Source organism: Onishia taeanensis, from assembly GCF_003268885.1.
GTDB lineage: Bacteria > Pseudomonadota > Gammaproteobacteria > Pseudomonadales > Halomonadaceae > Onishia > Onishia taeanensis_A.
In genome coordinates this window covers 308,603-333,694 of sequence record NZ_QLSX01000002.1, presented here as the reverse complement: position 1 = coordinate 333,694, position 25,092 = coordinate 308,603, and the positions used below count along the sequence as shown (strand labels likewise).

22 protein-coding genes and 3 tRNA genes are annotated in these 25,092 nt (G+C 65.4%); 22 read left to right on the top strand and 3 right to left on the bottom strand.

The genetic code is table 11. The features are described from left to right. The first annotated feature begins 38 nt into the window (after positions 1-38). The 9 genes from alaS to BCL93_RS04200 all read left to right on the top strand — a co-directional run bounded on the left by alaS (position 39) and on the right by BCL93_RS04200 (position 8,070). Positions 39-2,648, top strand: coding sequence for an alanine--tRNA ligase (gene alaS, locus BCL93_RS04240; protein ID WP_112053859.1), 2,610 nt, complete (start codon positions 39-41; stop codon positions 2,646-2,648). Positions 2,649-2,754: 106 nt separating this feature from the next. Next, entirely contained in the window at positions 2,755-4,008 is a 1,254-nt protein-coding gene (locus BCL93_RS04235) for an aspartate kinase (RefSeq protein WP_112053858.1), read from the top strand. 199 nt (positions 4,009-4,207) lie between these two features. Continuing rightward, complete coding sequence (gene csrA / locus BCL93_RS04230) at positions 4,208-4,408, top strand: carbon storage regulator CsrA (RefSeq protein WP_112053857.1); 201 nt, start codon at positions 4,208-4,210, stop codon at positions 4,406-4,408. A gap of 264 nt (positions 4,409-4,672) precedes the next feature. Continuing rightward, positions 4,673-4,765: transfer RNA gene (locus BCL93_RS04225), tRNA-Ser, on the top strand. 56 nt (positions 4,766-4,821) lie between these two features. Beyond that, positions 4,822-4,898 (top strand) — tRNA-Arg (locus BCL93_RS04220). Positions 4,899-4,985: 87 nt separating this feature from the next. Next, a tRNA-Arg gene (locus BCL93_RS04215) sits at positions 4,986-5,062 on the top strand. A 574-nt stretch (positions 5,063-5,636) separates the two neighbouring features. Next, positions 5,637-6,392 carry a 5-oxoprolinase subunit PxpA gene (locus BCL93_RS04210; protein WP_112053856.1) on the top strand — a complete coding sequence of 252 codons (756 nt, stop codon included), beginning with the start codon at positions 5,637-5,639 and terminating at the stop codon, positions 6,390-6,392. Next, a complete protein-coding gene (pxpB, locus tag BCL93_RS04205; RefSeq protein ID WP_112053855.1) occupies positions 6,389-7,111 on the top strand; it encodes a 5-oxoprolinase subunit PxpB in 723 nt (240 codons plus the stop codon). Before BCL93_RS04210 ends, pxpB begins: the two co-directional genes overlap by 4 nt. Further along, complete coding sequence (locus BCL93_RS04200) at positions 7,108-8,070, top strand: biotin-dependent carboxyltransferase family protein (RefSeq protein ID WP_112053854.1); 963 nt, start codon at positions 7,108-7,110, stop codon at positions 8,068-8,070. The genes pxpB and BCL93_RS04200 overlap by 4 nt, the downstream gene beginning before the upstream one ends. A 7-nt stretch (positions 8,071-8,077) precedes the next feature. Here the strand turns inward: BCL93_RS04200 and BCL93_RS04195 are convergent, their stop codons facing one another. Continuing rightward, the gene (locus BCL93_RS04195) at positions 8,078-9,091 is read right to left on the bottom strand and encodes a tRNA dihydrouridine synthase (protein WP_112053853.1); all 1,014 of its coding nucleotides are present in this window, start codon (positions 9,089-9,091) and stop codon (positions 8,078-8,080) included. Between the two features lie 159 nt (positions 9,092-9,250). On the opposite strand from BCL93_RS04195, the gene BCL93_RS04190 reads away from it, so the two are divergent. The 3 genes from BCL93_RS04190 (at position 9,251) to BCL93_RS04180 (ending at position 12,732) form a co-directional block, all read left to right on the top strand. After that, on the top strand, positions 9,251-9,493 hold the full coding sequence (locus BCL93_RS04190; protein WP_112053852.1) for an OadG family protein: 243 nt from the start codon (positions 9,251-9,253) through the stop codon (positions 9,491-9,493). Between the two features lie 89 nt (positions 9,494-9,582). After that, positions 9,583-11,397, top strand: coding sequence for a sodium-extruding oxaloacetate decarboxylase subunit alpha (oadA, locus tag BCL93_RS04185; protein ID WP_112053851.1), 1,815 nt, complete (start codon positions 9,583-9,585; stop codon positions 11,395-11,397). 12 nt (positions 11,398-11,409) lie between these two features. Then, on the top strand, positions 11,410-12,732 hold the full coding sequence (locus BCL93_RS04180; protein WP_112053850.1) for a sodium ion-translocating decarboxylase subunit beta: 1,323 nt from the start codon (positions 11,410-11,412) through the stop codon (positions 12,730-12,732). Positions 12,733-12,824: 92 nt separating this feature from the next. Here BCL93_RS04180 and BCL93_RS04175 read toward each other — a convergent pair whose 3' ends face one another. Together BCL93_RS04175 and BCL93_RS04170 are read right to left on the bottom strand one after the other, a co-directional pair. Next, positions 12,825-13,442 carry an IMPACT family protein gene (locus tag BCL93_RS04175; RefSeq protein ID WP_112053849.1) on the bottom strand — a complete coding sequence of 206 codons (618 nt, stop codon included), beginning with the start codon at positions 13,440-13,442 and terminating at the stop codon, positions 12,825-12,827. Then, complete coding sequence (locus tag BCL93_RS04170; RefSeq protein WP_112053848.1) at positions 13,442-13,912, bottom strand: LexA family protein; 471 nt, start codon at positions 13,910-13,912, stop codon at positions 13,442-13,444. The genes BCL93_RS04175 and BCL93_RS04170 overlap by 1 nt, the downstream gene beginning before the upstream one ends. Before the next feature lie 236 nt (positions 13,913-14,148). Between BCL93_RS04170 and ccmA the strand changes: the two genes are divergently transcribed. From ccmA to smc, 10 genes are all read left to right on the top strand, one after another. Continuing rightward, the gene (gene ccmA, locus BCL93_RS04165; RefSeq protein WP_112053847.1) at positions 14,149-14,793 is read left to right on the top strand and encodes a cytochrome c biogenesis heme-transporting ATPase CcmA; all 645 of its coding nucleotides are present in this window, start codon (positions 14,149-14,151) and stop codon (positions 14,791-14,793) included. After that, positions 14,780-15,511 carry a heme exporter protein CcmB gene (gene ccmB / locus BCL93_RS04160; protein ID WP_112053846.1) on the top strand — a complete coding sequence of 244 codons (732 nt, stop codon included), beginning with the start codon at positions 14,780-14,782 and terminating at the stop codon, positions 15,509-15,511. The genes ccmA and ccmB overlap by 14 nt, the downstream gene beginning before the upstream one ends. Positions 15,512-15,524: 13 nt before the next feature. Next, on the top strand, positions 15,525-16,265 hold the full coding sequence (locus BCL93_RS04155) for a heme ABC transporter permease (protein ID WP_112053845.1): 741 nt from the start codon (positions 15,525-15,527) through the stop codon (positions 16,263-16,265). Beyond that, on the top strand, positions 16,265-16,465 hold the full coding sequence (gene ccmD / locus BCL93_RS04150; protein WP_112053844.1) for a heme exporter protein CcmD: 201 nt from the start codon (positions 16,265-16,267) through the stop codon (positions 16,463-16,465). Before BCL93_RS04155 ends, ccmD begins: the two co-directional genes overlap by 1 nt. Continuing rightward, positions 16,455-16,955, top strand: a complete 501-nt coding sequence (gene ccmE, locus BCL93_RS04145) for a cytochrome c maturation protein CcmE (protein WP_112053843.1) — start codon at positions 16,455-16,457, stop codon at positions 16,953-16,955. Before ccmD ends, ccmE begins: the two co-directional genes overlap by 11 nt. Positions 16,956-16,967: 12 nt before the next feature. Beyond that, positions 16,968-19,001 (top strand): heme lyase CcmF/NrfE family subunit, encoded by a 2,034-nt coding sequence (locus tag BCL93_RS04140; protein WP_112053842.1) that lies wholly within the window; start codon positions 16,968-16,970, stop codon positions 18,999-19,001. Then, positions 18,998-19,525, top strand: a complete 528-nt coding sequence (locus tag BCL93_RS04135; RefSeq protein WP_112053841.1) for a DsbE family thiol:disulfide interchange protein — start codon at positions 18,998-19,000, stop codon at positions 19,523-19,525. The genes BCL93_RS04140 and BCL93_RS04135 overlap by 4 nt, the downstream gene beginning before the upstream one ends. An 89-nt stretch (positions 19,526-19,614) precedes the next feature. After that, on the top strand, positions 19,615-20,061 hold the full coding sequence (locus tag BCL93_RS04130) for a cytochrome c-type biogenesis protein (RefSeq protein WP_112053983.1): 447 nt from the start codon (positions 19,615-19,617) through the stop codon (positions 20,059-20,061). Continuing rightward, the gene (ccmI, locus tag BCL93_RS04125) at positions 20,062-21,396 is read left to right on the top strand and encodes a c-type cytochrome biogenesis protein CcmI (RefSeq protein ID WP_112053840.1); all 1,335 of its coding nucleotides are present in this window, start codon (positions 20,062-20,064) and stop codon (positions 21,394-21,396) included. Positions 21,397-21,398: 2 nt separating this feature from the next. Next, positions 21,399-24,923, top strand: a complete 3,525-nt coding sequence (gene smc, locus BCL93_RS04120) for a chromosome segregation protein SMC (protein WP_112053839.1) — start codon at positions 21,399-21,401, stop codon at positions 24,921-24,923. Positions 24,924-25,092: the final 169 nt, after the last annotated feature.

Here is a 25,092-nt window from a genome sequence, read left to right as displayed (position 1 = left end):
GCCCGCAGCGTCAACACGCTTATCGCCACGGACTTGATATGAAAAGCGCAGAGATCAGACAGGCCTTTCTGACCTTCTTCGAAGAGCAGGGACATTCCATCGTGCCGTCCAGCTCGCTGGTGCCGGACAACGACCCGACCTTGCTGTTCACCAACGCCGGCATGGTGCCCTTCAAGGACGTTTTCCTGGGGCGCGACCCGCGTCCCTACGTGCGTGCCACCTCCGCCCAGCGCTGCGTGCGCGCCGGCGGCAAGCACAACGACTTGGATAACGTCGGCTACACCGCGCGCCACCACACCTTCTTCGAGATGCTGGGCAATTTCAGCTTTGGCGACTACTTCAAGCGCGAAGCCATCCAGTTTGCCTGGACCTTCCTGACCGAGCGCCTGGGGCTGCCCAAAGACAAGCTGTGGGTCACCGTCCACATAAGCGACGACGAGGCCGAGCGAATCTGGAAGGACGAGATTGGCATCGACCCCGAGCGCTTCTCCAAGCTCGACGAGGACAATTTCTGGCAGATGGGTGATACCGGTCCCTGCGGGCCGTCCTCGGAAATCTTCTTCGATCATGGCCCCGAGGTCTGGGGGGGGGCTCCGGGCAGCCCGGAAGAAGACGGCGATCGCTACATCGAGATCTGGAACCTGGTGTTCATGCAGTTCGATCGCGACGCCGCCGGCAACATGAACCCGCTGCCCAAGCCGTCCATCGACACCGGCATGGGCCTCGAACGGGTGGCGGCGGTGCTGCAGGGCGTGCACTCGAACTACGAGATCGACCTGTTCCAGAACCTGCTGGCGGCCGCCGCCGAGGCGACCGGCCACGCCGACACCAGCGCACCATCGCTGCGCGTGATCGCCGATCATATCCGCTCCTGCGCCTTCCTGATCGTCGACGGCGTGCTGCCGTCCAATGAGGGGCGCGGCTACGTGCTGCGCCGGATCATTCGTCGCGCGGTGCGCCACGGCCACAAGCTGGGCGCCGAGGGCAGCTTCTTCCACGCCCTGGTCGCGGCGCTGGATGCCGAGATGGGCGAGGCCTACCCGGAACTGCGCCAGGCGCGCGCCCAGATCGAGACCGTGCTGGCCAAGGAAGAGGCGCAGTTCGCGCGCACCCTGGATCACGGCATGGGCCTTTTGAGCGAAGCGCTGGACGCCCTCGAGGGCGACGTGCTGCCCGGCGAGACGGTGTTCAAGCTCTACGACACCTACGGCTTCCCCTACGACCTGACCGCCGACGTCTGCCGCGAGCGCGGCGTCTCTCTCGACGAGGCCGGCTTCAAGGCGGCGCTTGAGGCGCAGCGTGAGCGGGCCCGCGCGGCCAGCCAGTTCGGCGCCGATTACGGCGTGACTCTGGAGCTCGAGGGCGAGACCGCCTTCACCGGCTATGATCGCCTCGAAGATCAGGCCAAGGTCACCGCGCTGGTCGATACGCAGGGCAACGAACTGGCGGCGCTGGAAGACGGCCAGAAGGGCGTGGTGGTGCTCGACCGCACGCCCTTCTACGCCGAGTCCGGCGGCCAGGTCGGCGATACCGGCTATCTCGTGGTCGACGGCGGCCGCTTCCAGGTCACCGACACCCAAAAGCAGGCCGGTCACCACCTGCACCAGGGCGTGATGGTCGAGGGCCGCCTCGAGGTGGGCGCCACGGTAACGCCGACCGTCGATGCCAGCCTGCGGGCCGCCACGGTGCGCAACCACTCGGCGACCCACCTGCTGCACAAGGCGCTGCGGATGGTGCTCGGCGAGCACGTCCAGCAGAAGGGCTCGCTGGTCAGCGCCGAGCGGCTGCGTTTCGACTTCAGCCACCTGGAGGCCGTGACGGCCGAGGAGCTTGCCGAGGTCGAGGCCATCGTCAACGCCCAGGTGCTGGCCAATGCGCCGACCCGGATCGAGAACATGACCCTCGACGAGGCCAAGGCCAAGGGCGCCGCGGCGCTGTTCGAGGCCAAGTACGCCGACGATGTGCGGGTGCTGACCATCGGCGCCGACGACTTCTCGGTGGAGCTGTGCGGCGGCACCCACGTGGCGCGCAGCGGCGACATCGGTTGCTTCCACATCGTCACCGAGACTGGTATCGCCTCCGGCGTGCGCCGCATCGAAGCCATCACCGGCGAGGTGGCATTGGCCTACTTCCAGGGTCAGGAAGCACAGCTGGCGCGAGTCGGCGAGCGTCTCAAGGCCAAGCCCGAGCAGGTCGAAAGCCGCGTCGAGTCGCTGCTAGAGCGCAACCGTGGCCTCGAGAAAGAGCTCGAGCGCCTCAAGGCCAAGCTCGCCTCGAGCGCCGGCAACGACATGCTGAACGAAGCGCAGGATATCGCCGGTGTCCGCCTGCTCGCCAAGCAGCTCGAGGGCGTGTCCGGCAAAGAGCTGCGTACCGTGATGGATCAGCTCAAGCAAAAGCTGGGTTCCGGCGTGGTGGTTCTCGGGGTGGCCGATGCCGAGAGTGGCAAGGTCAGCCTGATCGCCGGTGTCACCAACGACCTGACCGGGCGTCTCAAGGCCGGCGACCTAGTCAAGCACGTTGCCGCCCAGGTGGGTGGCAAGGGCGGCGGACGTGCCGATATGGCGCAGGCCGGGGGTAGTGAGCCCGATGCCCTCCCGGAGGCCCTGGCCAGTGTGCCGGCCTGGGTAGAGGAGCAGCTGGGCTAAGCTACTATCAAGGGGGTCGTGGGCAGTGTTGCCCCGACCCCCTTCTTGTTTCTCGCCCGACAATCGCGTTCTTTTCCTTCATCCTTTCACTTCAAGGCAATCGCATATGGCGCTATACGTACAGAAATTCGGTGGCACCTCGGTGGGCTCGGTCGAGCGCATCAAGGCCGTGGCCGAGAAGGTCAAACGCTTCCGCGACAACGGTCATCAGATCGTGGTGGTCGTCTCGGCGATGAGTGGCGAGACCAACCGTCTGGTCGACCTGGCCAGCCAGATCAACGACGAGCCGACGCCACGCGAGCTGGACATGCTGGTCTCCACCGGCGAGCAGGTCACCATCTCGTTGCTGGCCATGGCTCTGCAAAAGCTGGGCGTGCCGGCGACCTCCTACACCGGGGCCCAGGTCGGCATCCAGACCGACAGCGCCCATACCAAGGCGCGCATCCAGCGCATCGAGACCGACGACATCCAGTCTGACCTGAATGACGGCCAGGTGGTCGTGGTGGCCGGTTTCCAGGGCGTCGACGAAGAAGGCAATATCACCACCCTCGGCCGAGGCGGCTCCGACACCACCGGGGTGGCGCTGGCCGCCGCGCTGAAGGCCGATGAGTGTCAGATCTACACCGACGTGGACGGGGTATACACCACCGACCCACGGGTCTGCTCCAAGGCGCGCCGGCTGGAGACCATCACCGTCGAGGAAATGCTCGAGCTTGCAAGCCTGGGCTCCAAGGTCCTGCAGATTCGCGCCGTCGAATTTGCCGGCAAGTACAACGTGCCGCTGCGCGTGCTCTCGAGCTTCGAGGACGGCGGCAACGGCACCCTGATCATTGCTGACACAGATGACGAAGAGGATTCCATGGAAGAACCGCTGATCTCCGGTATCGCTTTCACCGCCAACGAAGCCAAGCTGACCCTGCTCAACACCCCGGACGTGCCGGGTGTGGCCTCGCGGATCCTCGGGCCGATCGCCGATGCCAACATCGAAATCGACATGATCGTGCAGAATGTGGCGCCGGCCGGCGACTACACCGATTTCACCTTCACGGTCGGCAAGGGCGACTACAAGCAGACCATGAAGATCCTCAAGGAACAGGTGATTCCGGATCTGGGTGGCGGCGAGCTGCGTGGCGATGACAACATCGCCAAGGTCTCGCTGGTCGGCGTCGGCATGCGTTCCCACGCAGGCATCGCCTCCAAGATGTTCCGCGTACTGGCTGACGAGAACATCAACATCCGCATGGTCTCTACCTCCGAGATCAAGATCTCCGTGGTCATCGACGAGAAGCACATGGAGCTTGGGGTACGTGCCCTGCACAAGGCCTTCGGTCTGGATAAGGATGACATCGAGCAAGAGTGATCGTCGCTGGTGACGTCGACCACTTTCACTACGCTATAGTGGTGGCCACTGCCTTTGGTGGTGGCCACACTCATAGGTCGTGAACGGCGTCGCAAAGGAAGGGGCGTTTGGCTTGAAGCCGTGTGTCGCGCATACTCTTGCCTCGCTTGGACATAAGCGTGCATATCCCGTTGCAAGAAGTCTGAGAAGGAGATCGGTCATGCTCATCCTGACCCGCCGTGTCGGCGAAACCTTGATGATTGGTGATGAAGTCACCGTGACTGTGCTGGGCGTCAAAGGGAATCAGGTACGCATTGGCGTGAATGCTCCCAAGGATGTCGCAGTACATCGTGAAGAAATCTATCAGCGTATCCAACGCGAGAATACCGAGGAAGACGGCGAGCAGGAGCCGTTGGCGTAACGCCCCGGGATACCCGTGCCGCTGTTAGAGCCGGGTGTGAAGTAAGAAACCTGCATATGGGAAGCGATAGCCGATAAAGTGTGATAGGCTATCGCCGCTGGGTTGCAGGAGTGGTGGTTGTAAAACACTTAAGGCCCGGTTAGCCGTGGTTCGGCATTCGCTGTGGGTTTCAGGCGTATTCTGATCACGGTAAGCGCAAAAAAGTTGCCCGAAGGGTTGGACAAACACCTTCAGAAACGGTAACATACGCGCCGTGTTGATGAGGGAGAGGTGGCCGAGTGGCTGAAGGCGCTCCCCTGCTAAGGGAGTATGGGGTTTATAGCCTCATCGAGGGTTCGAATCCCTCTCTCTCCGCCATTAACTGCGATCCGTCGCAGCAACATCAGCACAACGAAGATGAAACGCGAAAGCACGCGCCCGTAGCTCAGCTGGATAGAGTATCTGACTACGAATCAGAGGGTCGGAGGTTCGAATCCTCCCGGGCGCGCCATCTTCTCCCCCGCGTGAAAGTAATTTCTCGCTGGGTATTGGTTGTGGCTTAGTTTGATGCCCTTCCAACACGAGCACTACCCAATACGCGCCCGTAGCTCAGCTGGATAGAGTATCTGACTACGAATCAGAGGGTCGGAGGTTCGAATCCTCCCGGGCGCGCCAGATTTCAACCCGTCCTCTCGAGGGCGGGTTTCGTGTTTCTGGCCTCGCTATCCTTTGGTAGTCCGGGCTCCCCCCACCTCCCCCCCGTATTTGTTGATATTGTTCTTGATATCGCCGCGTCGTTGCCAGCCCTGTCTGGTGGCTCTGGCCTAGTGTTTTCGGAGCGAGTCTTTTGGGCGTCGTCGCAATCGCGAACGGCGCCTTTTTTGCCTATCTCTCCTGGTCCTGACCATCGGCCTATCCTGGTGCGCTCTTGGCGGCCGCGCTATCGACGGCGGCCTTATCTATGCCGCTATTCAAAGTCCTGTCCAAATCCCTATCCAAATTCCTATCCATGCCCCCTGGCCTTGGCGCATGCTGAGTGTTGTGGAGCCAGGCCGGCGCCTGGTGATGCCCGGTCGTGGGTGTCCGCAAGAGCCATCGGGCGCGAGAGCTTTGTGGCTGGCGGCTTAGACAGGCTACATACCCCAGAAACTAAGCGTGTTCGTCTAGAGCTGTTCTGTCTTTTACTGGTAATTTGACGATAAATTGTCTATAAATTGTCACAACAAGAATTCAACAAGAGAGGACTCCAATGACCAGACTGCTGCTCAACGCCGATATGGGCGAAAGCTTCGGCCCCTGGAAAATGGGGCTCGATCATGAGGTCATGCCGGTAGTCGACCTGGCCAACGTGGCCTGCGGTTTCCATGCCTCGGACCCTGATACCATCCGCGCAACGGTTCGTCTGGCCGCTGCCCATGGCGTTACCGTCGGGGCGCATCCGGCCTATCCCGACCTGGTCGGTTTTGGTCGCCGCTCGATTGCCTGCTCGAGCGAAGAAATCGAGAATCTGGTGCTCTATCAGATCGGCGCGCTGGCCGCGCTGTGTCGCGCCGAGGGTGCGCGTCTGGGCTATGTGAAGCCCCACGGTGCACTCTACAACGACATGATGCGCGATCCGGACAAGCTCGCCGCCGTGATGCGCGCCCTCAAGGCCTTCGATGCCGGCTTGCCGTTGATGGTAATGGCGACCCGCGATCCCTCGGCGGCTCGCTCCCTGGCTGCCGAGCACGGCCTCACCCTGTGGCTCGAAGCCTTCGCCGATCGCGCCTACGACGCCGAAGGGCGCCTGGTCAGCCGCCGCGAGCCCGGGGCCGTACATCACGATCCCAAGGTGATCATCGACCAGGCCCGGCGAATCGCTACCGGTTCGCCCCTCACCGCCTCCGATGGCAGTGAGCTGGTGCTCGAAGCCGATACCCTTTGCGTTCACGGTGACAACCCGGAATCGATCGCCGCGGTCAAGGCCATTCGCCAGGCCCTCACGGATATCGAGGCGGCCTCATGAGGCGGCCTCGTCTCGAGAATGCCGGCGTCGATGCCTGGCTGGTGCGCCTCTTCGACACCATCGATGAAGCCAATATGCCGTGGCTGATGGCGCTGTGTCGTCGCTGTGAAGACGCCTTCGGGCCGGCATTGGTCGATCTGGTGCCCTCCTATACCACCCTGCTGGTGCACTATGACGCCGCGCGGCTCTCGGCAGGTGAGGCCCGCGGCCGGTTGGCGAACATCCTCGCCGACCTGCGCCCGGACGAGGGAGCGGCAGCAGGCGCCATCAAGGAGGTCCCGGTCTGGTACGACGAGAGTGTGGGCCCCGAGCTTAAGCGCCTGATGGACGTCACCGGTCTCGATCGCGAGGCGCTGATCGAGCTGCATTCAGGCCACGAATACCGGGTTTTCGCGTTGGGGTTCGCGCCGGGCTTCGCCTTCATGGGCAGTCTCGATGAACGCCTTGAAATGCCCAGGCTCGACACCCCGCGCCAGCGGGTGCCGGCCGGCAGCGTGGCGGTGGCCGGGCGACAGACCTCCGCCTATCCGCGCCAGTCCCCCGGGGGCTGGAACCTGATCGGGCGCACGCCGCTCACGCTCTTCGATCAGCATCGCGAGGAGCAGAGCTACCTGCAGGTCGGTGATCGGGTGCGCTTCAAGCCAGTGGACCGAGCCGCATTCGAACGCCTGGGCGGCGATCCCCGTCCAGTCGCCACGGCTCAGGAGGTACGCCCATGAGCGAGACGTCAATGACGGGCGCCACCGCGCTGCGTGTGGAGAAAGCCGGACCCTTGGCCACCTTGCAGGACGCCGGACGATTCGGCGTGCGCCGGATGGGCGTGACCCAGGGCGGCCCTGCGGACCTGCACGCCTTCGCCTGGGCCAATCACCTGCTGGGCAATGCATGGGGGGCTGCGATGCTCGAGATCACCCTGGGCGGCTTGACCCTGATCGCCGAGCGGGACCTTCGCTTGGCGCTGTGCGGCGCCGACCTGAGTGCCACTACCGACGGCGAGCCACTTGAGCCCTGGCAGGCCTTTACCCTGCACAAGGGGCAGCGCCTGGCTTTCGGTATTCCTCGGGCCGGGGTGCGCGCCTACCTGGCCGTGCCCGGCGGTTTTCAGGGCTCGCCGGTGCTTGGCAGTCTTTCCTGCGTGACCCGTGAAGGGCTTGGTGGGCATAGCGGCGCGGGCACGCCGCTGGCCGAGGGTGAGAGCCTACGCGTCGATGCCGATGCGTTAGCTGGCGCCTCAGTCGGTGAGGCGCGAACCGTGCCGATGGAGGAACGACTCGACTATTTGGCGCCGGCGGTGCTGGGGCTGATTCCCGGCGCCCAGATCGCTGACTTTACCGGACCGAGCCTGTTTCGTGCCTTCCACGCCGAATGGCGGGTCGATGCCCGGGCGGACCGGATGGGCGTGCGGCTTACCGGGCCCAGGCTCGAATGCCGGCTCGCCGGCATGATCTCGGAGGGTATCGCCCTGGGGGCCGTGCAGGTGCCGCCGGACGGTCAGCCCATCGCGCTGCTCAACGATCGCCAGACCGTCGGCGGTTATCCAAGGCTTGGCACCCTGACGCCCCTTGCCTGCGCACGGCTTGCCCAATGCCAGCCCGGCCAGGCGGTACATCTTACCTCGGTGGCGCTGGGCGCGGCGCAGAGTGACTATCGACGCTTTCTCGCCGCCCTGCAGGCCTGAGGCGGATTCAGGTGGCTAAGGTGGCTGCTGGCCGCCGTTGCTTGAGAGAGGTGCTCTCTGCTGGTGCGCTCTTGGCGGTCAGGCCGGCCAGGAAGGGATCCAGGCGGGTCTCGCGGCGCAGCACCTGAAAGCGGCCGGCGGCTTCCGGGTCCCGGGCGCGCATCTGGTTCAGCCACTGCTTGAGCAGCGAGACCACGACACGCTCGGGGAGTGTGCTACGCTGCAATGCAGCATAGGTGGCAAGAATATCGGCACGAACCGCCCATGGGGTAGCGGGCAGACGCTCGTTGGTGCGCTGCCAGTGGCGGATGCGTGGGGCCAGGAAGGGATCGGCGAGCGCGCCGCGGCCAATCATCACGTCCGGACACCCAGACAGGGTGCGCGCCTTCCAGTAGTCCTCGAGCGTCCAGATATCGCCATTGGCGATCACCGGGATGCGCAGGGCATGACGGATGCGACCGATCCACTCCCAGTGGGCCGGCGGTCGATAGCCCTCGTCGCGGGTGCGGGCATGTACCACCAGCGAGGCGGCACCGCCGCGCTCGGCGGCCAGCGCGCAGTCCAGGGCTCGCAGGCGGTCCGAGAAACCCAGGCGCACCTTGGCGGTGACCGGCACGGCGCCGTCCACGGCCTGATGCACCGCGGCCACGGCCCGCTCGAGGCGGCGCGGGTCGCGCAGCAGCGAAGCGCCGCCGTCGTGACGATTGACCGTCTTGGCCGGGCAGCCGAAGTTAAGGTCGAGGCTGATCGCGCCAAGGCTCACCGCCTGACGCGCATTGGCGGCCAGTGCCTCCGGATCCGAGCCCAGCAGTTGCAGGTGCACCGGAATACCATGGGGCGTCATGACCTTTGGCTGGCCAGGCGCGGAGTCGGGCGCCTGAATAAGCTCCGGGCAGTGCTTGTAGAAGACCCGCGGCGGCAGGCGCACGTCGACCACGCGCACGAATTCCGTCACCGTCCAGTCGAAGCCTGGGTGCTCGGTGAGCAGGGCGCGGGTATGGGCATCGATCACGCCTTCCATGGGCGCTAGGCCGATGCGGCCTTCATGTAGTAAATTAACTACGTTCTGCTCAACCATGGTGTCATTGCATTATCGGTAGGTTCAGGCAGGTTATTGTACCAGTCGAATAGCATGCCCAGGACAGTCATGGTTGGGCGCGACCGAGCAAGGGGATTTCATATGCAAGACTCGCTGATGCAGGAAGGCCTGATGCTGATGGCGTTCGGGATGGGCTTCGTCTTCGTCTTCCTGACGGTGCTGGTCATCGCCACCACCGGCATGTCGAAGCTGGTCGCGCGCTGGGCGCCGGTGCCGGCCAAGCCTGAAGCCGCGCGCGCGCCGGCGCCTGCCGCTCAGGATGATGATCTGATGGTGGTGATCAGCACGGCCGTGCACCGCTATCGCCAGCGTCATCGTCGCTAGGCCGGCGGACGTCACGCCACGCCGCTAGCAGGTCGGGAGCCTCGCCGCCTGCCAGACAGAATTATCGATAAAGACAAGGATAAACCGTTATGAGTGAGACTCGACGCCCATTGGGCATCACCGACGTGGTGCTGCGCGACGCCCACCAGTCACTGTTCGCCACTCGCATGCGCCTGGACGACATGCTGCCGATCGCCGAGAAGCTCGATCGGGTCGGTTTCTGGTCACTGGAGTCTTGGGGCGGGGCCACCTTCGATGCCTGCATTCGCTATCTGGGTGAAGACCCCTGGGCGCGCATTCGTGCCCTCAAGGAAGCGATGCCCAATACGCCGCAGCAGATGCTGCTGCGCGGCCAGAACCTGCTGGGCTACCGCCACTATGCCGACGACGTGGTCGACAAGTTCGTCGAGCGCGCCCGCACCAACGGCGTCGATGTCTTCCGCGTCTTCGATGCCATGAACGACCCCCGCAACCTCGAGCGAGCCATTAAGGCTGTGCGTGCCAACGAGGGCCATGCCCAGGGCACCATCGCCTATACCGTGAGCCCGGTGCACACCATCGACGGCTGGGTCGAGCTCGCCAAGCAGATCGCCGACATGGGCGCTGACTCCCTGGCAATCAAGGACATGGCCGGCCTGCTGGCGCCCTATACCGCCTTCGAGCTGGTATCCAAGCTCAAGAAGGAACTGTCGATCCCCATCCATATGCAGTGCCATGCCACCACCGGCATGTCCACGGCTACCGCCCTCAAGGCCGTCGAGGCCGGCATCGACAATATCGATACCGCCATCTCCTCGATGTCGATGACCTACGGCCACAGCCCCACCGAATCGGTGGTGGCGATGCTCAAGGATACCGACCGCGACACCGGCCTGGATCTCGAGCTGCTCGAGGATATCGCGGCCTACTTCCGCGAAGTGCGCAAGAAGTACGCCGCCTTCGAAGGCTCGCTGAAGGGCATCGACTCACGGATTCTGGTCGCCCAGGTGCCCGGTGGCATGCTCACCAACATGGAAGGCCAGCTCAAGGAGCAGGGCGCCGGCGACAAGCTCGATGACGTGCTCAGCGAGATTCCTCGGGTCCGCGAGGATCTGGGCTTCATTCCGCTGGTGACCCCGACCTCGCAGATCGTCGGCACCCAGGCGGTGATGAACGTGATGATGGGCAGCCGCTACAAGTCGATCTCCAAGGAGGTCCAGGCGCTGCTCAAGGGCGAGTATGGCGCGGCGCCCTCGGGCTATAACCAGGACCTGCAGTCGCGGGTGCTGGAAGGCAAGCAGCCGATCACCTGCCGTCCGGCCGACCGGCTGGAGCCAGAGGTCGAGCGCCTGACCCAGGAACTCGAGGCCAAGGCCAAGGAAGAGGATATTCGTCTGGAAGACGGCGAGCGACGCATCGACGATGTGCTGACCTATGCGCTCTTCCCGCAAATCGGGCTCAAGTTCCTCAAGAACCGCGACAATCCCGACGCCTTCGAGCCAGCGCCCAAGGCCCAGGCGGCGGGTGTGCCGGCGGCCAGCGCTCCTGCCAAGTCAGGCGGCGAGGCACCAGCGGCGGGCCCCGAGACCTACACCATTACCGTCAACGGCAAGCAGTATGTGGTCGAGGTCGCTGAAGGGGGCGAAATCGGCCAGGTTCAGTCCCAGGATGACGCCGGTCAGGCCGCCGCCCCGGCGGCGCCGGCCGCCTCCAGCGGTGAGACCGTCAGCGCGCCGCTCGCCGGCAATATCTTCAAGGTCAACGTCAAGCCGGGCGATCAGGTCGCCGAGGGCGACGTGGTGATCATTCTCGAGGCCATGAAGATGGAGACTGAAATCCGCGCGGCAAGCGCCGGCACGGTCTCTGCGGTCAAAGTCAAAGAAGGCGACAGCGTATCCGTGGGTGATGCGCTGGTCGTCCTGTAAGGGCGCCGATTCATGGATAAACTGCTGACTCTCTGGTACGGCTCGGGACTCTACAACCTGAGCCTTGGGCAGGCGGCGATGATCGTCATCGGCCTGCTGCTGCTCTACCTGGCGATCCACAAGAAGTTCGAGCCGCTACTGCTGGTGCCGATCGGTTTCGGCGGGATCCTGGCCAACATCCCCGAAGCCGGGCTTGCCCTGTCCGCTGCCGAGCAGGCGGCGCACCTGGCGACTCCTGAAGTGCTGGGGCGCATGGCCGATGCGCTGGGCATGAACCTGGACCCTTCGGCGTCGCTTGAGACCACGCGCCATGCCATCGCCGCGGTGGTGCATGGCGATACCGCACCCAACCTGGTGCGGGCCGCGCAGGACGTGGCTCAGGATGTGGGCTTCACCAACGGCATGCTCTACAACTTCTACAGCGTGGCCATTGCTTCGGGCATCGCGCCGCTGGTGATCTTCATGGGCGTGGGCGCCATGACCGACTTCGGTCCGCTGCTGGCCAATCCGCGCACCCTGTTTCTGGGGGCAGCGGCTCAGTTCGGAATCTTCGCCACCCTGCTCGGCGCGGTGGGGCTGACCTCACTTGGCTGGATGGACTTCTCGCTCAAGCAGGCCGCCGCCATCGGCATCATCGGCGGGGCCGACGGCCCGACTTCGATTTATGTGTCGAGTCTGCTGGCGCCGGAGCTGCTGGGGGCCATCGCCGTGGCGTCGTATTCCTACATGGCGCTGGTGCCGCTGATTCAGCCACCGATCATGCGTGCGTTGACCAGCGAAAAGGAACGCCAGATCGTCATGACCCAGCTGCGGCCGGTGTCCAAGCTCGAGAAGATCTGCTTCCCACTGGTGCTGTTGATCCTGGTAGTGCTGTTCCTGCCGGATGCCGCGCCGCTGCTCGGCATGTTCTGCTTCGGCAACCTGATGCGCGAATGCGGCGTGGTCGAGCGTCTGTCGGATACGTCACAGAATGCGCTGATCAACATCGTGACCATCTTCCTCGGCCTGTCGGTGGGCTCCAAGCTGATCGCGGATCGCTTTCTGGCCGTCGAGACCCTGGGCATCCTGAGTCTTGGCATCATCGCCTTCGCAATCGGTACCGCCTGCGGCGTGCTGATGGCCAAGCTGCTGAATACCTTCAGCAAGATGGAGATCAATCCGCTGATCGGCTCGGCCGGCGTGTCGGCGGTGCCGATGGCAGCAAGGGTGTCGAACAAGGTGGGGCTTGAGTACAACCCCCACAACTTCCTGCTCATGCATGCCATGGGCCCGAACGTGGCCGGCGTCATCGGCTCGGCGGTCGCCGCCGGGGTGATGATCAAGTACCTGGGCTGAGCCTCGCGGTTTACGCCGCCGGTTGATAAAAACGGCGCCCATTGGGGCGCCGTTTTTTGTGGCGATCAGGCGCGCAGACGCCGGGGCAGGCGTCAGTCGGTCAGATGCTCAAGCTGCCCCTTGAGCCGGCTGTCTAGGGCGCTGAGGTCCGCGTCCCGGTCAGAGGGCCAGCCCACGGTGAGCACGACGCCATCGGCGCCGTAGTCGGCCTGCTCGACGGGAATGTCTTGCTCATTGAGCCAGGAGCGGGCCTCGGCCTCGCCGGCGAAGCCGAGCTTCATGCGCAGCGGGGTGCGCTGGGTGAAATCGCGGCTCGGCAGTGTCTCCAGAGCCTGAGCCACGGCCTTGGAGTAGGCGCGGGCCAGGCCGCCGGTGCCGAGCTTGGTGCCGCCGAAATAGCGAATGACCACGCAGCCCACCTGGCCCATGCCGGCGCCCTCGAGCACCTGAAACATGGGGCGCCCGGCGGTGCCGCCGGGCTCGCCGTCATCCGAGAAGCCGATGGCCTGTTGCTCGCCGGGCGGGCCGGCGACGAAGGCGCTGCAGTGATGGCTGGCGTTGGGGTGGCGAGTCCGGGCCTTGGCCAGCAGGGTCTCGAAGCTCGCCGTATCCGGGGCGTGGCAGGTCCAGGTCAGAAAGCGACTCTTCTCGACCTCGAGTTCGGTCTCGCGCCAGTCGCCAAGGGGGAGATCGGGAATCGGGTAGCGCATCAGGCCGCCTGAGCCGGCTGGCGCACCACGCCCATGACCAGGCCCAGCACCTGAATGTCGTCGTTCTTGAGATAGATCGGTGCCATGGTCTCGTTGGCCGGCTGCAGGCGCACACCGGACTTCTCGATGTAGAGCTTCTTCAGGGTGACCTCCTGGTTGTTGATCAGCACCACGGCGGTCTCGCCGTTCTCGGCGCTTTCCTGGCGCTCGATGATGATTACGTCACCGTCGAAGATATTGCAGTCGATCATCGAGTCGCCGCAGACCTTGAGCGCGTAGGTATTGCGCCGCACCATGCGGGACGGGATGAACACGCTGGCCTGGTCGGGACAGGCCTCGATGGGCAGGCCGGCGGCGACCTTGCCAAGTAGCTCGACCTCGACCATGTCGCTGGCCGTTATCTCCTCCCAGGCATTGCTGAGCGGTAGGTTGGGTAGACGGTGCAGATAATGCGGTGCGGTGTGCGGCATGATCCTTCTCCCTAGGCGCGGCGTCGAAGTGAGCCCATGGCTCAATAGCTGTTGTTATTTACAGTATTCTTGGCGGTGCTCCTGCATCATAGCAAGGGCAGCGAGGCTCGCAAGGGAATCACGCTAAAACCGCGTCATGACAGGCCAATGCGACTCGCTGCCGCAAGGCCCGTGCTGGCGAGAAATGGCCGCAGCGTGTACAGTGCCGAGCGGATTACCGACCCTGGGAGACCCTCGTGAGTGCTCGCCTGCAAGCGCGAAACCTGAGCTGTGAACGCGACGGACGCATGCTGTTTCGTGACCTTGATCTGGTGATCGGCCCCGGCGAGCTGGTGCGCTTCGAAGGGCCCAACGGCAGCGGCAAGACCACGCTTCTGAAGATTCTCTCGGGTCAGTTTGATGATTACCAGGGCGAGCTCCGCTGGGGCGATGCGCCCCTTTCCCGTGTTCGGGAGGCCTTCCTGTCCAACCTTGTCTATCTGGGGCATGCCAGCGGCATCAAGGCTGCGCTGACGGCGCTTGAAAACCTTGCCTGGTATCAGGCGCTGGCGGGTGAAACGGGCAGCGAAGCGGCGCGTCTCAACGCGCTTCATGCGGTCGGCCTGGCCGGTTTCGAAGACCTGCCGGTGGCTCAGCTCTCGGCGGGGCAGCAGCGCCGGGTGGCTCTGGCGCGCCTTGAGCTTACGCCTCGGCCGCTGTGGGTGCTCGACGAGCCCTTCACCGCCATCGACAAGCCGGGCGTCGCCGCACTGGAGCAGCGCCTGCATGGCCATGTCGCCGCCGGCGGTAGCGTGCTGTTGACCACCCATCACGACCTTGCCGTCCAGGGGTCCGTGAAGCGCATTCAGCTTGGTGAAGGGGGGGAGCATGTCATCCTCTAACAGGTGCCCGTCGAGTGCGGTCGAGAGGGTGGAGCCCCGCGACGGCCTCGGCGTCGCTATGGTCGCCATCTTCAAGCGCGACCTGATCATCGCCGCGCGCCGGCGCAGCGATATCCTGAACCCTCTGGCGTTCTTCGCCCTGGTGATTACCCTGTTTCCGCTGGGCATCTCGCCGCAGCAGGCACTGTTGGCCACCATCGCGCCGGGGCTTTTGTGGGTGGCGGCGCTGCTGGCGACGCTGTTGTCGCTGGATGCGCTGTTTCGCGCCGACTTCGAAGATGGCAGCCTTGAGCAGCTGCTGCTTGCGCCTCAGCCGCTGTCGGCGCTGGTGCTCGGCAAGGTCGCCGTGCACTGGCTGATGACTGGGCTGCCGCTGGCGCTGATGGCGCCGTTGCTGGGGCTTCTGCTGGCGCTGCCGGCCGAGAGCTACCTGGTGCTGTCGCTGTCACTGGCGCTGGGTAGCGTCAGCCTGAGCCTGATTGGCGCCATCGGCGCGGCCCTGACGGTCGGCCTGTCCCGGGGTGGCGTACTGCTCTCGCTGCTGGTGCTGCCGCTGAATATTCCGGTGCTGATCTTCGGCACCGGCGCCGTGCAGGCGGCGATCATCGGCGATCCGGTGGGCCCGCACCTGGCGATACTCGGCGCGCTTTGCTGCGGGGCGCTTATGCTGGCGCCCTTTGCCATTGCCGCTTCGCTACGCATCAGTATCAACGGATAAGGAATGTCGGGGTATGTGGGCGTTCATTCACAAGCTGGGATCACCCAAGTGGTTCTATGGTATTAGCGGAAGGCTCCTGCCCTGGTGCTGGACCCTGGCGGTGGCCCTGATCCTCATTGGCAGCGTCTGGGGGCTCGCCTTTGCCCCGGCCGACTACCAGCAGGGCGACAGCTTTCGCATCATCTATGTGCATGTGCCGGCGGCCTTCCTCGCCCAGTCGATCTTCGTTTCCATGGCGGCGGCGGCGCTGGTGTTCATGGTCTGGAAGATCAAGGTCGCCGACATGGCGGCCGCGGTGATGGCGCCGCTGGGCGCGGTGATGACCTTCGTGGCGCTGTTCACCGGCTCGGTGTGGGGCATGCCCACCTGGGGCACCTGGTGGATCTGGGATGCCCGCCTGACCTCGATGCTGATTCTGCTGTTTCTGTACTTGGGCGTGATCGCCCTGCGCGGCGCCTTTGCCAGCCGCGACAGCGGTTCTCGGGCCGCCTCGGTGCTGGCCATGGTCGGGGTGATCAATATTCCGGTGATCAAGTATTCCGTCGACTGGTGGTACACCCTGCATCAGCCGGCGTCTTTCTCGATCACCTCGCGTCCCTCGATGCCGGTCGAGATGTGGTGGCCGCTGCTGCTGATGGTCCTGGGCTTCTATGCTTTCTTTATGGCCATGACCCTGATGCGAACCCGCAGCGAGATCCTGCGCCGCGAGGCCGGCAAGCACTGGGTGCGTGAACTCGCCGCGGGAGGCGCCTGATGGCTTTCGATTCCCTCGACGCCTTCTTCGCCATGGGCGGTTATGGCACCTACGTGTGGTCCGCCTGGGCAGTCACGGCCCTCGCCATGGTGGGCAGCGTGCTGCATGCCCGGCGAGAACGCCGCGGCCTGCTCCGTGATCTTGAACGCCGGGCGCGCCGTGAAGCCGCCAACCCGAGGACCGACCGCGATGCATCCTAAGCGCAAGCAGAAGCTCTTCGTCATCCTTGGCTTGGTGGCCCTGGCCGCGCTGGCGATCGGCCTGACCCTGTATGCCCTGCGCAGCAACATCAACCTGTTCTTCAGTCCGGTGCAGATCGCCGCCGGCGAGGCGCCGGTAAGCCGCACCCTGCGTGCCGGTGGCATGGTCAAGGAGAACAGCGTCGCCCGGGACCCCGAGAGCCTGGATGTCACCTTCGTGATCACCGATTTCGTCGAGGATCTCGAAGTACGCTACAGCGGCATCCTGCCCGACCTCTTCCGCGAGGGGCAGGGCGTGGTGGTAGTCGGCCAGCTCGACGGCGAGGGTCACCTGACGGCAAGCGAGGTGCTCGCCAAGCACGACGAGAACTACATGCCCCGCGAGGTCGCCGACGCCCTGAAGGCCGCCGGCTATTCCCCTGCCGACTATTCGTCCGCCGGCGGTGACAGCACCCCCAAGGCCGGTAGCGCGAGCGGCGGTGCCTACTGACCCGGAGTTGCCATGCTGATTGAGATGATTCCCGAACTCGGCCACTTCGCGCTGGTGCTGGCCCTGCTGCTGGCCCTGGTCCAGGCGGTGGTGCCGCTGGCCGGGGCGGCCACCCGCCGCCCGCTGTGGATGGCCTTTGCCCAACCCATGGCGGCGGGCCAGCTGTTGTTTCTGTTTATCGCCTACGCCTGCCTGACCGCAAGCTACCTGCTGGATGACTTCAGCGTCGCCAACGTCGCCAACAACTCCAATTCGATGCTGCCCTGGTACTACAAGGCCAGCGCCGTCTGGGGCAATCATGAGGGCTCGGTGCTGCTGTGGAGCCTGCTGCTTGGCGCCTGGGGCTTCGCCGCCAGCCTGTTCTCCCGGGAATTGCCAAGGGATATGCTGGCGCGGGTGCTGGGGGTCATGGGGCTAGTGAGCGCTGGCTTTCTGACCTTCGTGCTGGTGACCTCCAACCCCTTCACGCGGGTGCTGCCGATACCGCCACAGGATGGCGCCGACCTCAATCCGCTGCTGCAGGACTTCGGCCTGATCATCCATCCGCCGATGCTCTACATGGGCTATGTGGGGTTCTCGGTGGTGTTCGCCTTCGCCATTGCCGCCCTGCTTGGTGGTCGGCTCGATGCCGCCTGGACCCGCTGGGCGCGTCCCTGGACCAATATCGCCTGGGCCTTTCTGACCGTCGGCATCGCGCTGGGCAGCTGGTGGGCCTACTACGAGCTGGGCTGGGGCGGCTGGTGGTTCTGGGACCCGGTCGAGAACGCCTCCCTGCTGCCCTGGTTGGCCGGCACCGCGCTGATCCATTCGCTGGCCGTGACCGAGAAGCGCGGCTCCTTCAAGAGCTGGACGGTGCTGCTGGCCATCACCACCTTTTCGCTGTCGCTGCTCGGTACCTTCCTGGTGCGCTCGGGGGTGCTGACCTCGGTGCATGCCTTCGCCAACGACCCGTCGCGGGGCATGTTCATCCTCGCGCTGCTGGGCATCACCGTGGGCGCGTCGCTAGCGGTGTTCGCCCTGCGCGCGCCCAGAGTCAGCCATGCGGTGCGCTTTAGCTGGCTGTCGCGGGATGCGCTGCTGCTGATCAACAACATCCTGCTGGTGATCATGACCGTCACCGTGCTGCTCGGCACGCTCTACCCGCTGGTGCTGGATGCCCTGGACCTTGGCAAGATCAGCGTCGGCCCGCCGTACTTCAATGCGCTCTTCGTGCCGCTGACGGTGATTCTCTGCGTGTTCATGGGGCTGGGCCCGCTGTCGCGCTGGAAGGCCATGCCGGGCCGCGAGCTTGCCCGTCGCCTGGCGCTTTCCGGCATCACCGCGCTGGTGATCGGCCTTCTGGCCCCTCTGATCTATGGCGGCGAGTGGAACCTCTGGGTGTCGCTCGGGCTGGTCTCGGCGCTTTGGGTGGTGCTGCCGCTGGTGCGTGATCTTGTCGACAAGGTTCGGCGTTCGGACGCGCCGCTCTCGGCCCTCAGGCGTCTGTCGCCGGCCTACTGGGGCATGGTGCTTGGTCATCTGGGCCTTGCGGTGACGATCGTCGGCGTCACCGTGGTCTCGCACTACAACGTCGAGCGCAACGTGCGCCTCGACGTGGGCGAAAGCGTCACCGTGGCGGGCTATGACTTCACCATGACCGGACTTGGCCAGCAGCGAGGCCCCAACTACCTGGCCGATACCGCGACCATTGCGGTCAGCCGCGGCGGCGAGGCGCGCCTCTTCACCATGCACCCTGAGAAGCGCGTCTATATCGCCCGCGGCATGCCGATGACCCAGGTCGCCCTGCGTCCCGGGCTCCTGCGCGACCTATATGTGGCGATGGGCGAAGAGCTGGACGACGGTTCCTGGGCGCTGCGCATTCAGTTCAAGCCCTTCGTGCGCTGGCTGTGGCTCGGAGCGTTGCTGATGGCCACCGGTGGGCTGGTGGCGGTGATCGACCGGCGTTATCGCAAGCGCGTCAAGGCGCGCAGCGCCCGGCCACAGGGCGAGCTGGGCGCCGCGCCTGACGATTCGCCGCGGGATACGCGAAAGGAGGCACGGGCATGAAGCGTCGTCTGTTGCTGGCCATTCCGCTGCTGCTTTTCATCGCCCTGGCGGGGCTTCTCTACCGCAGCCTGTCGTTGGACCCTTCGTCCCGGGATTCGGCGCTGCTGGCTCGGGACTTCCCGGCCTTCACGCTGTCGAGCCTCGAGGATTCCGAGGCGAGTTTCGACGCTTCGCTGCTTCGCGGCGAGGTGACCCTGGTCAACGTCTGGGGCGAATGGTGTCCCACCTGCAAGCAGGAGATGCCGCAGCTGCTTGATCTTGCGGAGCGCGACGTGCGGCTGGTCGGCGTCGACTACAAGGACAGCCGCGAGAAGGGGCGCGCCTTTCTCGAGGAGTTCGGCAACCCCTTCGAGGTCAACCTGTTCGATCCCGAGGGCGAGCTTGGCTTCGAGCTAGGCGTCTACGGCGCGCCGGAGACCTTCCTGGTCGATGCCGATGGGGTGATCCGCTATCACCACACCGGCTATATCACCCCCGAGGACGTCACCGAGACCATCATGCCGGAGGTGCGCAAATGGCAATGACCTCCGCCGCGTCTCCCGTTGCGACCTTGTTTGCCGTCAGGGGGCGTCTCGGCCTTACGCTGCTCGCGGCGCTGTTGCTTTCACTGCTGATGGGGCTTTCCGTCGAGACGGCCCGAGCGGCGGTCGAGGTGCGCGACTTCGACTCCCCGGTGACCGCCGAGCGTTACCGTTCCCTGACCGGCGCCCTGCGCTGCCCGAAGTGCCAGAACCAGGCGATCGGTGATTCCAACTCGCCGGTGGCCAAGGACATGCGCGAGCGGGTCGCGGCGCTGTTGCGCGAAGGCCGCAGCGACCGCGAGATTCAGGACTTCATGGTCGCTCGCTTCGGTGACTATGTGCTCTACAATCCGCGCCTGGAGGATCGCACCCTGCTGCTGTGGGGCCTGCCCGCCGCTCTGGTGCTGCTCGGCGGCGTATTGGTGGCGCTGATCGTGCGCCGCCGGCGCCGCGCGTCGGCCCGCGAGCTCTCGGCCGAGGAGCGCGCGCGCCTGGATGCCCTGATCAATCGACCCCCTGATCCATCAGGAGATCACTGAATGACCCTACTCTGGCTCGCCCTGGCCGTGCTGCTGCTGCCGGCGCTGTGGCTGCTGGCCCTGCCGCTGCGCCGCGCCAGTGCTCTCGCCAAGACCCAGCGTTCCTATGAGGATGCCGATCGCAGCGCCGAGCAGAACCTGGCCATCTATCGCCGGCGCCGGGCCTCCCTGGAGGCCGCTCGGGAGCGCGGCGAGATCGATGATGCGCGCTTCGACGAGGATCACCTGGAGCTCGAACGCAGCCTGCTCGAGGACACCGCAACACGAGCCACGCGCCCGCTCAAGCCAGCCGGCGCCGGCCGACTGATGGTGCCGATCACAATGGTGGCGGTGGCCGTGGCGGCCTTCGTCTGGTATAGCCAGCAGGGCGCCTCCGGCGATCTGGCCCTCTATGCCGTGCAACAGGAGGTGCGTCAGGCCCCCGACGGCTCGCCGGCGATGATGATCAATCGCCTCGAAGAGGAAGCCACCCGTCAGCCCGACAACCCCAACGTCTGGGCCTCTCTTTTTCCGCTGTACCGTGACAATGGTCAGCCCACACAGGCCGTGGCCGCCCTGGAGCGGCTGGTCGCGCTGGAAGGCCGCCAGCCGTCGCTGCTCGCCCAGCTGGCGCAGATCCAGTTCTTCGCCGCCAACCGCACCCTGACGTCTGAGGTGCAGGCGCTGGTCGACGAGACCCTCGACAAGGACCCGCGTGAGCCGACCATCCTTGGCATGCTGGGCATCGAGGCCTTCGACCACGGGCGTTATGAAGAGGCCATCGACTACTGGCGGCGCGCCGTGGCCGGCTTCAACAATCCGGCCGCCGCCGAGTCCCTGCGCCAGGGCATCGCCGTGGCGCAGTCGCGGCTGGGTCAGGTAGCACTGGGTCAGACAGAACGTGATCAGACAGCCTCTGGTCAGGCTAGCGCTACCCAGAACGCGGCTAGCCAGGCGGCCGCCAATGGTCCCGGCATCAGCGTGCGGGTGCGCCTGGATGAGCGCCTCGCCGAACGGGTCGGTGCCGGGGCCAGCGTCTTCGTGGTGGCTCGCGATGTGGCCGGAGAGCGTCCGCCGCTGGCCATCGTGCGCGCCACGGTTGGTGACCTGCCGCTGACGGTGCGCCTCGATGACGGTGATGCCATGAGCCCCATGGCCAAGCTTTCCCAGGTGGCAGAGGCGCGCCTCGTGGTGCGGGTCTCGCCCAGCGGTCAGGCAAGGCCTCAGCCCGGCGATCTGGTCGGCGAGCACGCGGCGGTACCTGTTTCAGCGGCGGGTGTCGAAGAGGCGGGCGCCCCGGTCGAGGTGATCATCGACCGGGTCGTCGCCACCAGCAGCAGCGAGGCCGACGACTAACCATGCAGCTCAAGTCCATCAAACTGGTCGGCTTCAAGTCTTTCGTCGATCCGGTCACCGTGCCCTTTGACAGCAACATGACCGCCATTGTCGGCCCCAACGGTTGCGGCAAGTCCAACGTCATCGACGCCGTGCGCTGGGTGATGGGGGAATCCTCGGCCAAGACCCTGCGCGGCGAGTCGATGACCGACGTCATCTTCAACGGCTCCACCGGCCGCAAGCCGGTCGGCCAGGCTTCCATCGAACTCTTGTTCGACAACCGCGACGGCAGCATGGGTGGGGTCTATGCCCAGTACGCCGAGATCGCCGTCAAGCGCGTGGTGACCCGCGACAGCCAATCCAGCTACTTCTTCAACGGCCAGAAGTGCCGGCGCCGCGACATCGCCGATTTGTTCATGGGCACCGGCCTGGGGCCGCGCTCCTACGCCATCATCGGCCAGGGCATGATCTCGCGGCTGGTCGAGGCGCGCCCCGAAGAGCTGCGTTCGACCCTCGAAGAAGCCGCCGGCATCTCCAAGTACAAGGAGCGCCGTCGCGAGACCGAGAACCGCATGCGGCGCACTCAGGAGAACCTGGAGCGCCTCGACGACATCCGCGAAGAGCTCGACAAGCAGCTCGAACGGCTGAAGCGTCAGGCCGACGCCGCCAAGCGCTACCAGACCCTCAAGCAGGAGGAATACCGGCTCAAGGGCGAGTTGGCACTGCTGCGCGGCCGTGCGCTGCGCGCCGAGCAGAACGAGCAGGAGAGTCGCGTCCGCGAGCTCGAGACCGGCGTCGAGCGCGAGGTGCTGGGTGCACGTCAGTGCGAGACCCGGCTCGAACAGGCCAGAAGCGAGCATGATCGCCTCGCCGAGGAACTCGAGAGCCATCAGGCCCGTTTCTATGAAACCACCACCGCCATCGCCCGCCTCGAGCAGAGCCTCGAGCACGCCCGTACCCGCGAGCAGCAGCTGGCGCGTGATCTGGAAAGCGCCCGTGCCGAACTCGCCGACCTCGACCGGCTGAACGATAGCGATGGCGAGCGCCTGGCCGCGCTGGACGAACGCCTCGAGACCCTGGGGCCCGAGCAGGAGGAAGTCGCCGAAGAGCTGGCCCAGCTCGAAGAGGCTCTCGAGGAAGCCGAGGCCGCCAACACCGAACATAGCGAGCGCTGGGAGGCCTTCAACGAGCGTCACCAGCAGGCGAGCCACGAAGCCGACCGCGCCCAGGACCGGGTGCGTAACCTCGAGCAGGGCGTCGAGACACTGGCCGCCGAGGTGCAGCGCCGCCGTCAGCAGCACGCAGAACTGCCCGATGCCAGCGAGCTTCGCGAGCAGCGCGCCGAGTTTGCCGAGCGCCTGGCCGAAGCCGAGCTGGAGAGCGAAGCCCTGGAAGACCGCCGTCAGCAGGCGCTGGATCGCCGCCAGCAGACCCGCGACGAGCGTCGCGACGCCGAGGCGCGCCGGGAGGCCGAACGCCAGCGCCGCAACAGCCTGCAGGGCGAGCTTGCCTCTCTCGATGCGCTGATCGAAGCGGCGCTTGCCGATCACGACGACGCCCTGGAAGCGCATCTGGCCGAGCATGGCCTCGATGATGCCCCACGTCTCGGGGAGCGGCTGTCGGTGGAGACCGAGTGGGAAGACGTCGTCGGCTGGATCCTCGCCCCCTGGCTCAATACACGGCTGGTCGATCTGGCGACCGCCCGCCAGGCGCTGGGCGCCAGTGCGGAGACCGCCGCGCTCGGTGACCTGGCGCTGCTGGATGGCGACCTTGAGGCCTCGGATGTTCTGGAGGGCCTGGATGCCGATGGCCTGGCCGGCAAGGTGCAGGGCGCCGGTGCTGCAGCGCTGCTGCTCACCGGTATTCACTGCGTCGCCGACGAGCAAGAGGCCTGGTCGCGGGTCTCGAGCCTTCCGCCGGGCGAGAGCCTGGTGACTCCTGCGGGCCTGTGGCTCGGCAAAGGCTTCGTGCGCCGGCGTGGCGAGGCGCAGGGCAGCGACAGCCTGCTGACCAGCCGCCGTCGCCGGGACGAGGTAGACGCGGAACTCGACGAGGTCGTCGTCACCCTGGCAGCACTGGACGAACAGCTGGCAACGCTCGAGCGTCGCGACCAGGACGTCGAGGCGACCCTGGAGCAATGCCGGCGCGACGAGACCGAACAGCAGGGGCGGCATCAGCAGTGGACGCTCGCCGAGGCCAACCTCGCCACCCGTCTCGAACATCTGGAGGCGCGTGCCCGGGAGATCGACGAAGAGCTTGAGCGCATCGAAGAGCAGCGCGAGGAGCGTGCCCTGGCGCTGGAGGAAGCCCGCGAACAGTGGCAGGCCGCGATGGCGCGTCTGGAAGACGACAGCGCCGAGCGTGAGGGCCTAGAGCGCGCCCGCCGCGAGGCCCAGGAACGGCTCGCTTCGCTGCGCACGCGCCAGCGTCCGCTGGCCCAGCGAGCCCAGCAGCTGGCGCTCGATCATCAGCGGCTGACCACCGAGCGCGCCGGTCTCGGTCAGCAGCAGGGTCGTGCCGAGGAATCCCGCGCCCGCCTCGAGGAGAAGTGCGCCGAGCTCGAAGAGAGCCGTGAGATGCTGCGCGAGCCTGACGAGGAGAATCGCGAGCGCCTGGAAGAGCTGCTGCACCAGCGTGATCGTGACGAGCGGGCTCTAACCGCCTGCCGCGACAAGACCGCCGCCTTCACTGAACAGCTGCGCGAGGACGAGCAGGCTCGTCAGCAGCACGAGCGTAACCTGGAAGGAATCCGCGAGCGGTTGCAGGAAGCGCGCATGCAGGTTCAGGCCCTGGCATTGAAGGCCGACGCCCAGGATGAGCAGCTGGCCGAGCTCAACCACGATGCCGACGCCCTGGCCGAGCACCTCGACCCTAACGCCACCGAATCTGCCTGGCGCGAGCGCCTCGACGGCCTGGGCGACAAGATCCGCCGGCTCGGCGCCATCAACCTCGCGGCCATCGAGGAATACGACCAGCAGGCCGAACGGCGCGACTACCTGGAGGCCCAGCATGCCGAGCTGACCGAGGCTCTGGAGACTCTCGACCGGGCGATCCGCAAGATTGATCAGGAGACCCGCACCCGTTTCAAGGCGACCTTCGATCAGGTCGATGCCGGTCTGCAGGCGCTTTTCCCCAAAGTCTTCGGCGGCGGGACCGCATGGTTGACCCTCACGGGCGAGGATTTGCTCGAGACCGGGGTCGCCATCATGGCAAGGCCCCCGGGCAAGAAGAACAGCACCATTCATCTGCTGTCGGGTGGAGAAAAGGCGCTCACTGCTCTGTCGCTGGTATTTGCCATCTTCCAGCTCAACCCCGCCCCGTTTTGCATGCTGGATGAGGTCGATGCACCCCTGGATGATGCCAACGTGGGACGCTATGCCAAGTTGGTGAAGGAGATGTCCGAGACCGTGCAGTTCATCTATATCACCCACAACAAGATCGCCATGGAAGCGGCTGAACGTTTGATGGGTGTGACCATGCAGGAGCCCGGGGTCTCGCGCTTGGTATCGGTCGGTGTCGAAGAGGCAGCAGTACTTGCCGAGGCCTGAAGACGGCGCAGGCTGGGGCGAGTCGGTGAAATGCGACGCTTGCACCTGATCGCGAAAGCGGGTACCAAGACGGGAGTTATGAACGATGTCGGTGACGCACACGTAGGGTGATTACGCTGGCCATTCGACATGCTGTCAGGCAACGAATGTTGCTTGACAATCAAAAAAG